Source organism: Nostoc sp. T09, from assembly GCF_002154695.1.
Classification (GTDB): Bacteria; Cyanobacteriota; Cyanobacteriia; order Cyanobacteriales; family Nostocaceae; genus Aulosira.
In genome coordinates this window covers 1-11,740 of the sequence record NZ_MTAV01000099.1, presented here as the reverse complement: position 1 = coordinate 11,740, position 11,740 = coordinate 1, and the positions used below count along the sequence as shown (strand labels likewise).

Here is an 11,740-nt window from a genome sequence, read left to right as displayed (position 1 = left end):
TTATTAATGTTCTTAGATTACATCTTTTGCTTACTTTTTGCTTAAGTTGACACCAATGAGAATTGGGTGGCTACTACAACGCCTCATTTGATGCTAGTCAAGATTTAATTGTCCGCGAACGCAGTTATGCAGATAATGCTACACCATCAGCCAATGGCATTGCGATCGCTAATCTTGTCCGTCTTACTTTACTCAGCGATAATCTGCATTATCTAGATTTAGCCGAACAAGGTTTAAAAGCTTTTAAAAGTGTCATGGGTCGCGCTCCTCAAGCTTGTCCAAGTTTATTTACAGCGTTAGATTGGTATCGAAACTCAACCCTGATTCGCAGCAATCCTGAACAAATCCACTCTCTTATCCCCAAGTATTTGCCTACTGTCGTATTTTCAGCTGTATCAAATTTACCAGAATACAGCATCGGCTTAGTATGCCAAGGTTTGAAATGCCTTGCACCAGCAGAAAATATAGAGCATTTGTGGCAGCAAGTACAGCAAAGCCAGAGTAGGGGATAAGGAAGATGAGGGGGACAAGGGAGTGTGGGGAGAAATGGGATAAGGGAGAAGTACCTAATAAATCTTGTATTGCCTATTGCCTTTTGACAAATCACCAATGACAAGTAAAAAATTAACAGCCATCGTTCTAGCAGGTGGTCAAAGTTCTCGCATGGGTAAGGATAAAGCCCTGATTCCAATTCATGGAATACCTTTGCTACAGCGTGTTTGTAGCATTGCTAAAGCTTGTGCTGACACCGTTTATGTGGTTACTCCCTGGCCTGAACGTTATCAACACTTGCTTCTACCTGGTTGCCATTTTATTCAAGAAGTACCTTTATCTTCTCCGTCCTCCTTGTCTCCCTACCCCCATTTCTCCCCACCCTCTCCCACACTCTCCCACACTCCCTTGTCCCCCTCATCTCCTAGCTCCCCTACGTCCCCGCACGGGCCACTGGTGGGGTTTGCTCAAGGAATGGCGCTGGTGCAAACAGATTGGGTACTGTTGCTGGCTTGCGATTTACCCAAGTTAAGAGTTGAGGCGTTGCAAGAATGGATAACTAGACTTGATAGCGTGGGGGATGATGCGATCGCAGCTTTGGCTCATCATGCTAAAGGATGGGAACCTCTATGTGGTTTTTATCACCGTCGCTGCTTACCAGAACTTTTAGATTTTATCAATCAAGGCGGGCGATCGTTTCAACAGTGGTTAAAACAACATCCTGTGCAAGTTCTACCAGTGCTAGAACCAGAAATGCTGTTTAACTGTAATACACCAGAAGATTTGGCTTGTAATTAATAAACTTCACGCAGAAGTTAGAGAAATAGTCAGGGCTGAAAGGAAGTTAATTTTTTTACATTTAATCTTTCCTTAAGCTTGGCAAAATGTGTTTACCTATAAAAGGCTAGATTTTCTGTATTAAAAATGTCAATTATCCTCAGCATCAAAGTTAAAGATTAAAAAGTTTGTAAATTATTAATGAAGTAAAAAAATTTACTAAAAACTCTTGAAAACCTTAAAATATTTGTTTTTGGATGGCAATAATCTATGGAACTAATAAACTATATTAAAAATAGGATTTCTCAATAAACCTTGTATAGATACTAGCGAGTAACGCAGTCATGTCTTCCAGAAAGATTTTGACTTGTGTCGTACTCGCTTTTTCTTTATATAATTTTGTATAATAATTTACAAGAGATTTTATCAGATACTTTTTAAGAGTCTAATACCAATTCACTAAAATTAGACTATCTATAATTTGCTAAATTTGATTAATGTAATGCTGAGTTTGCTATTTATTTCATAGATAATCACTAAGGATTTATAATGTATCATCGTTGGATATTATCTGCATTAGCACTTTTATTGAGTATGTTTTTAGCTGCTTGTAACACTGCAACCATTCAGCAGCCATTAACAAAACTACCAACTAACATTAGCTCTCAAGAATCACCAAAACAATCTGCTAAAAGAGTTGTGGCTCTCTCTTCTCTTTCTGCTGATATTATTTATCAACTCGATAAAACAAAGCTAGTAGGTATTACTGGTAGCAAACTATTTAAAGATGACTCAAGGTTCACTAATATTGCTCGTGTGAGTGAGGGACAAAGTTCACCTAATTTAGAAAAAATTATTTCTCTGCAACCAGATTTAGTTATTGGTGCAGAAGGCTTTTCTAACCAACCAATTCAAAAATTGCAAGGGTTAGGGATTCCGACTTTGCTCACGCAAGTTAATAGTTGGGAATCGCTAGAGAAATTGACTCAAAAACTTGCTGAGTTAATTAATGCCGATCCTCAGCCTTTATTAAACAGCTACAAAAGTTTCTTGGCAAATAAACCGACTCATAGTCCTTCCACTTTAGTACTAGTTAGCCGCCAACCGATTTTGGCACCAAATAAAAATAGTTGGGCTGGGGATTTACTGACGAAGTTCCAAGTAAAAAACCTTGTAGCAGAATTACAAGGAAAAAGTCCCATCGGGGGGTATGTGACGCTTTCCGCAGAGAAAGTTTTGTCAGCAAATCCAGATGTTTTAATAGTGGTCAATAATGCCGATCCACAACTTTTAGATTCTCTGAAAAAAGAAAGTTTTTGGCAGAAACTTCAAGCGACTAAAAATAATCGTGTCTATACTTTTGATTACTACGGACTTGTAAATCCAGGTAGTATAGATGCAATTAAAAAAACTTGTCAGCAATTAACGCAAGCTTTATCTACGCAATAACGAAATTTAGCTTTCGATTTAGTGGGCAAGAATATTTCCAATTATGTTAATTAAATTGTAGGGCAGCCAGTGCGTTGCGCTCAATTAGTTCTCTTGGTAGGTTTGCCTTCCGTTGTAGCAATTGGCGTTGTGTTATCGCTTTAGTGTGACGCACCTTTAATTAGTATTGGTGCGTTAGCCTGCGGCATAACACACCATTCTAATTTTTTATTGTGAATTGCTTATCTTATATTTCTAGTCTTTTACTGGAGCAATGGGTTTTTGTGCAGATCTGATAGTCTTTGCATTTTGAGGAGAATTACCAGTTATACTGCGCAAATAAGTACCTCCGACGGTAAGCAAAAATGTTAAGTAACCCACTGCTTGTACAAGGTAGAGATTTTCTCTATACCCAAATAACGTTTTGAGAATAATACCAGGGAACTGTTCATCGGGTAAAATTTTGGAAGTATTCCAAACCATTGGGCCCAAAATACAAGAGTGAACTTTAGTAAAGCGCTCGTAATAGAAACAATAGCTTTCTGTAGCACGACTACTGAGGGCGAGATTAGCCACAGATTCGTCAAAATGTTTTAACGCAGAAACTACCAAACCTGCAACTATCAAAACTAATAAAACGCCCATTACTTGGAAAAATTGACGAATATTAATTTTGACTCCCCATTTAAATAACAGTACTCCAATGGCAACTGCTGTCATTAAACCAGCAATAGCACCCAAAGCGGGCATGAATCCTTGTTGAAAATTAGCAGCAATAAATAGAACAGTTTCAAAGCCTTCGCGAACAACTGCAACTAAAATTAAGGTAAAAATGCCCCACCCTGCATTTGAGTTTTGTGTTAAGGCTTCCGTTACAGCTCCCTCAACTGTAGCTTTCATGAATCTGGCTTGTTTAGTCATCCAGATCAACATCCAGCTAAGCATGATAATTGCCAATACGCTGAATATACCTTCCAGCATTGGCTCAACTACAGAGGTGTATTGAGGATTAATTGCACCTAATGCTTGAATTACCCAGCTAAAAAGTACACCTATTAGCGCACTGACAACAATACCAACCCCAACACCAGCATATACCCATGAGTTAAGTCGAGATTGTTTGCCTTTTTTCAGTAACGCCAGCACAATTCCAACAACAAGGGCTGCTTCTACTCCTTCTCGGAGTGTAATTACAAAAGTAGGTAAGGCAGTACTAAAATTCATTTTTAATCGTCCAAAGTCAACAGTCCAAAGTCAACAGTCAAGAGTCAACAGTCTAAAGTCAATATTTTGACTCTTGACCATTGACTCTTAACCTTAACTATTAACTAAAATCGCGTAACATTTTTTTCAGTTCAAGATTATGCATCTCTTCTTGACCAATCATGCCACGAGCGAACTCTTCTAGATAAATGCTGGCATTGGTGACAGTTTCTAGGAGAGTTTTATACAAATCTAGCGCCTTCTTTTCATGAGATAAACTTTCTGCCAAGATATCCTTGACTGAATGCTGGTAAGTTTCTTCCATTTGAGCAATTTTTAGCGAAGGATGTCCATCTAAACCGGTAAGAATTTCTCCCACTTGTTGAGCATGGAGTAGAGATTCGCTAGCCTGCGCTTTAAAAAAAGCCACAATTGGAATACGGTTAGGACCAGTTACCATCAGGGAATAATGTGTATAGCGCACTACTCCAGCTAATTCAAATTCCATGATGGCGTTTAGTAAGTCAATGGTCTTTTTGTGGTCAAGTTCTTGCATCAGTTGTTAAGTTCAGCAAACGTTACGAATGTAGAGTCATGAGTAATAAGTTAGGAGTGATACTCTTTTGAAGTGTTAAAAGTTGAGATGGTCTTCACTCTTAGCTCCTAACTATTTCCTCACTATTTAATCATTTTAAACTCCTCTCTCTACATCTCTTATCCAGCAAAATTGCTATTGCTGTGCTTGGGTGCTGGCTTTGTCAATTACTTGTTGAGAGTTTTGTTCAATGGTTTTCACTAGCTTGGTGACATCATCAGGGGTTTTAACTGGCTGAGCAGGTGGAATGGCGGAGGGCCAAACTTTTACCAAGTCAGCAAAACTAGCTTCAATTGCTTTGTTTGCATCGGGGCTTGTTTGGGCTACTTGACTAGAAATGCTTTTATACAAATCATTCGCATAGATTACAAAGCCACGAGAGTCTTGATATTCAATGGCAGCAGCTATTTTACCATTAGCGATCGCCGCTCCATATTCTGAATTTGCGGCATCTAACAATCCGTTAATTACCTGGAGCACAAATCCCGGTTTCGAGCGTTGAGATTCTGGTAAAGCCGCGATCGCTCCATCAACTGCTTGCACTGAAGAGGTAAAATCAGTTTTGACTTTGGCATTCTTGGGATTGGATTTAACTAAATCTTGCAAACTTACCAAAGTGGTTTTAAATTCTTTGACCTTACGCTCATTCAGTTGATCTTCTACATCAACATAAATCTCTTCAACAGGATGTCCAATATGAGGTTCAGCCTGTTTTGGTTGATTTTTATCCAAAAGTTCTTGAGCTACGAAAAGATGCCCTTTCATTAAGCCTAACTTAGTCATGTAATCGACATCTTTTGCCTCGCCTGTGAGCACTACTTCCTGAACCGTAACCGAGTCTTTGATTTGGTCAAATTGCTCTTGGGTAATTACTTTTTTGCTTACTAAATCCTCTGGAGTAGCGTAGGGACGGCTAGCTTGAATTTTATTTGATAATGCTGGCACACCTAGCTTGGCTTCAAACTTATCCAACTCCGACAAAATCGCAGTATTAATATTAATTTTGGCTTTGCTACCGTGGCTATTGTGGCTTGCTGCTTCAGTAACTTGAGCAGGAGAGCTAGCAGTAGAAGGTGCAGGTGAAGTATTAGCAGTAGGTGTACCATTACTACAAGAACTGAGAGAAACTATGGCACAAGCAGTAACAGCCAAGCAGATATAGCGTAATTTGATCATTTTTGCTCCTAGAGATTCTGCAAACAGATAATTTCAAAGAATTCCAACTATTACTAGCAGGTTAAATTGATAGAATTTTTTAGTAGTTACTATTTTCATTTATCACAAATGAGATTTTATATCAAATAACTCATAAAAATTTGATGGGAATTTCATGGTTTTTACAACTTTGGCGATCCGTTACATATCAAAATATTAGACAAATTAATTTTTCTTTCCAGGTGAGATGTCATTAAAGCCACACAAGTAGCAGTGAGCAGAGGATGATTTTGTTTTTCTAAAATTGAGTCACCATACTTCCACAAAATCCAGGTACAAGCTACTCCTAATGGCAAAGTAAAAAGTACAATAAATTTGTGGTATTCCATGAAAATATAATCTGCTAAAAGCGAATTTTCTTTTAGCCAAGCTCTAGCACCACCAACTTCTGCACCTGCACGGTAGCGCATATATGCTATGTTGCCAGTGGCAATCCCCAAAAAGGCGATCGCACTTGACCAAAATGTTAAGGTACGCATCTGAGGCAAAATTTGACCGACTCCCCGCATTAAGGGAAAGGCTAAATGCCCGGTATATAGAGTCACTACTGTGGCAAGTAACGCCCCAAAGCCATGTATTGTTCCTAGCCATCGCTGCCAAGGACTAGGATGCAATAGATTGATCAAGGGCAGAAATAGAAACATTCCTGCCAACAAAATGCTTAATCCATAAACAGCCACCTTTGCGATATCTAGTTGTCTAGGAAAAGGACTAGAAACTGAATTACCCTGCGAATCTACCGCCATAAGCACACTACCAAGCAATCAACAATTCAAAATTCTAGTTGAGATAATATCCCTACATCTGATCACAAATTATCCATAATTCATGAATTCATAACTTCAAATACACCCATGCAACCGTTCTCTGCGATCGCATCTTGATGGGGATGAAACATATACTTACCTGGATAGCGAAAAGCAAATTCCAAGATGTGTCTTTCTGCTACCCCCATCGTGATTACATCAGTTTTCTCGCTAGGAGTCAGAGTCATCCCTGTGCGATAGACATTAAAGAAATTGGCATGAAGGTGAAATGTCACTGCTGGATCGTATTCAATGATGTTAAGGACATACAGCCGAATTAACTGATCTTTGTAAATCCGGATGGGATTGTCCATGTAGTGGTGAGGCAGTCCATTGAAAGCGTAATATTCATTGTGGCTATCGTCATTTACGTCATACCCAGCCATCACTAGTACGATCTCATCAGCTGGCGGACGGGGAGTTGGCGGATCGATGATAAACATCCCGTATAGCCCTTTGGCAATGTGACGGGTAACGGGTTCAATATGGCAGTGATACAAGTGAACTCCGTAAGGTTCAGCATCAAATTCATAAATTGTGGCAGTACCGTTACTGACTGGGCGAATACCATCCATATCTGATGAATGAATTCCATGAAAATGTAAAGAGTGGGAATGTCCTGCATTATTGAGAAATAGTATCCGCACTCGTTCGCCCTGTTTTACCCTGAGTGTCGGCCCTGGTATATGACCGTTTAAATCCCAGATGTTGTAAGAGACAGCACTATTGAGCTGAATTACAGAAGTACCCGCAGTTAACCGAAATTCTCGGATAGTGCGTCCATTTTCTTGCTTCAGCGTCCCATAATCGAAATTTCTTAGCATCTTCATGGGTTGAGCCACGCCTTCAGGTGCTGCAATTTCGAGGGCTGGCACTTTGACGATTGACTTACTTTTGGCATTCGCCATGTGCCAAAGCGCTGCCACTCCCGTCACACCAGTGCCACATAGACCCAGCTTCAGCAGTTGACGACGACTCCAAAGTGTTTCTTTTCCCAAAGCTAAGTTGTTGGGCATGACATTAAATAACGGTTAGCGCTACAATGAAAAGTTGCAAATTATTTGCAATTACTCTTGTGTATAGTAAAGGAATTAGGAATTACTGTCAATAATTCTCTAATTTTGAATTTAGGGCGTCAATCAAGTTAATTCGCTGCTAAAACCTAGAAAAACGCTCCAAAATTTTCTATATCTTATTGTCTTGCCTAATTATTTTTACTTACTTGGAAGTAAGATATTTTACTAATAGGTTTAATTGTTTTTTAATCGTTGTCGCTAAGTTCTCATTAATATTTTAATTGCATTAGTAAATCAACAAATAATATTTAGTATTTTTCAATCAGGAAAAATTTTTTGTAAAGTTTAAATTGTAATATTAATCACTTACTAAATAGTCCATGTAGTAAGAAACTCCAAACAGGTAATTGGGCATTATTGGAATCACTATTTTTCCTCATAACATCAGAATGTTGGCTATAGTGAGATATTTATTTTTGCTGACCTGCGTCCCAAATAGATAAATATCAAATGAATATACTGCTAAACATAGATAAATATAAATATTTGTCAACTCCAAAAAAGCTGAAATAGCGTTCATAGCATCCAGTAACAGCGTGGATTGACCAAACTTAGTACTTAATCTAAAAATAAAATTAACAAAAATTTAATTATTAAAAAATAAGTATATTATTGAACGTATATTTTATTGTCAATCTGCCGGAAGTATCACTATAAAATCCACCAATAGGGCATTGCAAAAAGGGTTAAATTTCTGCTTTTTATTAATTTAATGCCGCAGTTACATTGAGTAATTTGTGTGAATAAAAACATGACACACGGGGCACATCATGCATATTCCTGATGGATTTGTTTCTGGATCAGTGGCAGGGGCTACAGGTCTAGCGAGTGCGGCAGCACTCTTTGTTGCATTTGGGCGATCGCAAGATGCTTTTGGGATTCGTCGCGCTCCAGTATTGGGCTTAACTACAGCCTTTATTTTTGCTGCTCAGATGATTAATTTTCCGGTGGCAGGGGGCACTAGTGGTCACTTGTTGGGAGGAACCCTAGCAGCAGTGGTTTTAGGTAGTCCTTGGGCAGGGACATTGTGCATCGCTACGGTATTAATTATCCAAGCTGTGCTGTTTGCCGATGGTGGGATCACAGCTTTAGGAGCAAATATTTTAAACATGGCAGTTATTGGTGTTTGGGTTGGCTGGGGGTTAACTCAAACATTGCAACGGCTATTTGGTGGAGCGAGAGGACGTTTACCCCTAGCGGCTGGAATTGCCGCTGGTGTGAGTGTAGTTGTAGCAGCAATAGCTTGTGCTATTGAGTTAGCTCTTTCGGGAACAGCACCAGTAGCCATAGTTTTACCAGCAATGACTGGTACCCATATTCTCATTGGCATTGGTGAAGGGTTAATTACTGGGAGCGTGTTAGTTTACCTCGCCAGGGAAAGACCAGATTTATTACCAGGGGAGCAACAGCAATTTCGCGGTTGGTTAGTACCCGTTGTCAGCATTTTTCTAGTGGCTGGTGTACTATCACTTTTTGCCTCAGCTTGGCCTGATGGCTTAGAAAAAGTTGCCGAAAACTTAGGCTTCATCGACTTAGCTGATAAAGTTCGGGTTATTGTCCCGACCCCCTTAGCTGATTACAGTATTCAGGGTTTGGGAACAATTGGCACCAGTATCGCTGGGCTAGTAGGAGCTGCGGTTTGCTTTGCTGTCGCCTTTGGGATTGCCAAGGTAGTGAAACCGAAGAATGCATAAAATTTCCCTACCGCTACGCTTACAACTTTCCTTAGTGATCGTCATTGGGGCAGCTTTATTAAAGCATCATGCTTGGTACAACTTGGGTGCATACGGAGCGATCGCACTTTTGTGGGTTTGGCTGTTGCGTGTCAAGATTCCTCAACTGGGGAAATTAATTGGTACTGAGTTGCTGTTTTTATCTTTGCTGGCTTTGCCCTTGGGATGGGAGCGCGCTAGTTTTTTGCTAGTTCGTTCTCTGATCTGTCTGATCGCCATGAATAGTTTTTTGTTAAGCTTACCCCCTCATAGCTTTGGCATCGCTCTCAAAAGCTTACCCCTACCATTACCGTTAAAAGAAAATTTGCTGTTAGCCGGACAATACCTAGAAATTTTGCAGTCAGAAGTGACAAGAATGCAGCGTAGTGCCCAATTAAGAGGTTTAAATGGTTCTGCTGGCTGGCTGCGCTACGCCAGTGCTGCCATGATTGGAGCCTTGTATCTCCGTAGTCTCGATCGGGCAGAGCGCGTTTACACCGCGATGGTAGCTCGTGGTTACAACGGGCAGTTACCCATAGACTCGACATTAAGACCAAAAGAGCGTTTTGCGCTGTTAGCAGCTTGTGCGATCGCTGCTTGTTTAACCATTAGCTCCTACCAGTTCAGCTAATTAGCCATTAGTTATTTGTGTTGACAAAAGACAAATGACTAATGACTAATGACAAAGGACGATTCTATGCAAATTTATTTGCGTAACACTTAGTAGGAGCGCAGTTGTGAATTTTGAGTTGTGAATCTTGAAATCTTTAACTTCTAATCCCCAATCTTCAATCCGTCATCCCCACGCTACTGTGGTTGAGGTGCAAAATCTGGTATATACCTATGCCAACCAAGAACCAATTTTACGTGACATTTCTTTTAAATTGAAAGCAGGCGATCGCGTCGCACTGATGGGAGCAACTGGTTCTGGCAAAAGCACCTTGCTAGAAAATCTCATTGGCTTAAAACAACCACATAGCGGTCAAATATGGATTAATGGCATTCCTGTAGAACATAAAACTCTATCCCAAGTTCGTCGTCAAATTGGCTTTAGCTTCCAAGATGCTAACGACCAGTTATTTATGCCGACTATTCTAGAAGACGTTACCTTTGGACCTCGCAATTATGGTGTATCACCAGCATTAGCAAACGATCGGGCACACCAGTTGTTAGCTGATTTTGGACTAGAAGCCTACGCCAATCGTTCTGCTCATCAACTCTCTGGAGGACAAAGACGCTTGGTTGCTCTCGCGGCAATTTTAGCCCTAGAGCCTGAGATTTTGATTTTAGATGAACCTACTAACGGTCTCGATCCTGCATGGAGGCGGCACTTAGCACAAGTGCTATTAAATTTGCCAGTGAAAGTAATATTAATTGCCTCCCATGACCTAAATTGGTTAGGTAAAGTTACTCAACGTGCATTAGTGCTAGCTAATGGTCGCATTCCCATAGATAAGGACATTCAGCCACTTTTACAAGATGGGAATACTTTAGATAAGTTGGGTTTGCCAGTAGATTGGTAAGCCAGCGATCATAAAGCGGGATGGAGTATCCCGCTTCTTGGCAAAACTTCAAAACATGAATAATTAACTCTGCTCACACCTAATATCTACAAGATAGAAGCAGTAATTTGATTGATGTATCCAATTACGTTAATTCATCACAAAATTACTGAATTATTGGATACTATGGTTGGGATTTTACTGCTGGTGGGTGTTCATGTTTGTTTTGCGTAAATATAACGTTATTGTTCCTGTTAGCCTGAGTATCGCCTTGCTGATGACTGGTTGCAATGAAAATAAAGCCTCTCAGTGTCAGCGACTAATTCAGGCAGTGAATGAAGGAAATTCTCTAATTGATAAAAATAAAGGGCAGCAGGTGATCACAAGCTTGCAACTTTCTAAGGATTTAGAAGCTGTTACCAAATCCATAGAAGACCTGAACTTACAAGATCCTAAGTTAAAACAATACCAAAGTCGTTTTGCCAAGGTGTTCAAAAATCTTAGCCAAGCGATCGCCAAAGCCGGTAAGGCGCTAAGCTCAGCTAAGACAGCCGAAGCCTCGGAATCTGGACAGGAAAAACTGCAAAAGGCTAGAACAGAAATTGACACAGCACTGACAGCAGTCGGTAAAACCGCAGGCAAAGATTCCGATAAGTTAGTGGGTGAGCTGAATAAGTACTGTAGTCAACCTGAGTAAATGGAAGCTACTGCACTTTTAAAGCAATAGGATTAACTCATAAGATAAATATGGCTATATTTAATCAAATTTGTTGAAAATATCCGATTTGCAGCTAATAGATTAATTTACGAGTTGAAAAATTGCTCTGCATTAACGTGAGTTCGACGGATAGGAAAGCGCAAAAAGCTGACTATGGATGAATTTGCTTAACTGGGTATCAAAAAGGCGATCGCTACGATTAATTGAGAATCGGTA

Annotated in this window: 11 protein-coding genes and 1 pseudogene; 7 read left to right on the top strand and 5 right to left on the bottom strand. The window is 39.9% G+C overall.

The genetic code is table 11. The annotated features are described in order from the left end of the window. Positions 1–59 precede the first annotated feature (59 nt). The 3 genes and pseudogenes from BV372_RS20105 to BV372_RS20095 all read left to right on the top strand — a co-directional run. Positions 60–512: pseudogene (locus BV372_RS20105) on the top strand (thioredoxin domain-containing protein); the annotation flags it as partial. A 97-nt stretch (positions 513–609) separates the two neighbouring features. Next, positions 610–1,290: a molybdenum cofactor guanylyltransferase gene (locus BV372_RS20100; protein ID WP_086688264.1), complete on the top strand. Its 681-nt coding sequence runs from the start codon at positions 610–612 to the stop codon at positions 1,288–1,290. A gap of 528 nt (positions 1,291–1,818) precedes the next feature. Beyond that, the gene (locus BV372_RS20095) at positions 1,819–2,718 is read left to right on the top strand and encodes an ABC transporter substrate-binding protein (RefSeq protein ID WP_086688263.1); all 900 of its coding nucleotides are present in this window, start codon (positions 1,819–1,821) and stop codon (positions 2,716–2,718) included. Between the two features lie 234 nt (positions 2,719–2,952). Here the strand turns inward: BV372_RS20095 and BV372_RS20090 are convergent, their stop codons facing one another. The 5 genes from BV372_RS20090 to BV372_RS20070 all read right to left on the bottom strand — a co-directional run bounded on the left by BV372_RS20090 (position 2,953) and on the right by BV372_RS20070 (position 7,532). Then, positions 2,953–3,921, bottom strand: coding sequence for an FTR1 family protein (locus BV372_RS20090; protein ID WP_086688262.1), 969 nt, complete (start codon positions 3,919–3,921; stop codon positions 2,953–2,955). A 100-nt stretch (positions 3,922–4,021) separates the two neighbouring features. Next, positions 4,022–4,456, bottom strand: coding sequence for a bacterioferritin (locus BV372_RS20085; RefSeq protein WP_086688261.1), 435 nt, complete (start codon positions 4,454–4,456; stop codon positions 4,022–4,024). Between the two features lie 174 nt (positions 4,457–4,630). Next, positions 4,631–5,671, bottom strand: a complete 1,041-nt coding sequence (locus BV372_RS20080) for a helix-hairpin-helix domain-containing protein (protein ID WP_086688260.1) — start codon at positions 5,669–5,671, stop codon at positions 4,631–4,633. A gap of 161 nt (positions 5,672–5,832) precedes the next feature. After that, the gene (locus BV372_RS20075) at positions 5,833–6,456 is read right to left on the bottom strand and encodes a hypothetical protein (protein ID WP_256973339.1); all 624 of its coding nucleotides are present in this window, start codon (positions 6,454–6,456) and stop codon (positions 5,833–5,835) included. 80 nt (positions 6,457–6,536) lie between these two features. Beyond that, positions 6,537–7,532 carry a multicopper oxidase domain-containing protein gene (locus tag BV372_RS20070; RefSeq protein ID WP_086688259.1) on the bottom strand — a complete coding sequence of 332 codons (996 nt, stop codon included), beginning with the start codon at positions 7,530–7,532 and terminating at the stop codon, positions 6,537–6,539. Between the two features lie 830 nt (positions 7,533–8,362). Here BV372_RS20070 and BV372_RS20065 point away from each other — a divergent pair. The 4 genes from BV372_RS20065 (at position 8,363) to BV372_RS20050 (ending at position 11,503) form a co-directional block, all read left to right on the top strand. Then, on the top strand, positions 8,363–9,286 hold the full coding sequence (locus BV372_RS20065; protein WP_086688258.1) for an energy-coupling factor ABC transporter permease: 924 nt from the start codon (positions 8,363–8,365) through the stop codon (positions 9,284–9,286). After that, entirely contained in the window at positions 9,279–9,935 is a 657-nt protein-coding gene (locus BV372_RS20060) for an energy-coupling factor transporter transmembrane protein EcfT (RefSeq protein WP_086688257.1), read from the top strand. The genes BV372_RS20065 and BV372_RS20060 overlap by 8 nt, the downstream gene beginning before the upstream one ends. Before the next feature lie 127 nt (positions 9,936–10,062). Continuing rightward, positions 10,063–10,827, top strand: coding sequence for an energy-coupling factor ABC transporter ATP-binding protein (locus tag BV372_RS20055; RefSeq protein WP_086688256.1), 765 nt, complete (start codon positions 10,063–10,065; stop codon positions 10,825–10,827). 196 nt (positions 10,828–11,023) lie between these two features. Further along, the gene (locus tag BV372_RS20050; RefSeq protein ID WP_086688255.1) at positions 11,024–11,503 is read left to right on the top strand and encodes a hypothetical protein; all 480 of its coding nucleotides are present in this window, start codon (positions 11,024–11,026) and stop codon (positions 11,501–11,503) included. The last annotated feature ends 237 nt before the right edge of the window (positions 11,504–11,740 follow it).

Bases quoted from the DNA above. Each gene is read 5' to 3' on its own strand.
- BV372_RS20085 (WP_086688261.1), bottom strand. From the start codon at position 4,456: ATGCAAGAACTTGACCACAAAAAGACCATTGACTTACTAAACGCCATC.
- BV372_RS20075 (WP_256973339.1), bottom strand. From the start codon at position 6,456: ATGGCGGTAGATTCGCAGGGTAATTCAGTTTCTAGTCCTTTTCCTAGA.
- BV372_RS20050 (WP_086688255.1), top strand. From the start codon at position 11,024: ATGTTTGTTTTGCGTAAATATAACGTTATTGTTCCTGTTAGCCTGAGT.
- BV372_RS20100 (WP_086688264.1), top strand. From the start codon at position 610: ATGACAAGTAAAAAATTAACAGCCATCGTTCTAGCAGGTGGTCAAAGT.
- BV372_RS20065 (WP_086688258.1), top strand. From the start codon at position 8,363: ATGCATATTCCTGATGGATTTGTTTCTGGATCAGTGGCAGGGGCTACA.
- BV372_RS20070 (WP_086688259.1), bottom strand. From the start codon at position 7,532: ATGCCCAACAACTTAGCTTTGGGAAAAGAAACACTTTGGAGTCGTCGT.
- BV372_RS20090 (WP_086688262.1), bottom strand. From the start codon at position 3,921: ATGAATTTTAGTACTGCCTTACCTACTTTTGTAATTACACTCCGAGAA.
- BV372_RS20060 (WP_086688257.1), top strand. From the start codon at position 9,279: ATGCATAAAATTTCCCTACCGCTACGCTTACAACTTTCCTTAGTGATC.
- BV372_RS20095 (WP_086688263.1), top strand. From the start codon at position 1,819: ATGTATCATCGTTGGATATTATCTGCATTAGCACTTTTATTGAGTATG.
- BV372_RS20080 (WP_086688260.1), bottom strand. From the start codon at position 5,671: ATGATCAAATTACGCTATATCTGCTTGGCTGTTACTGCTTGTGCCATA.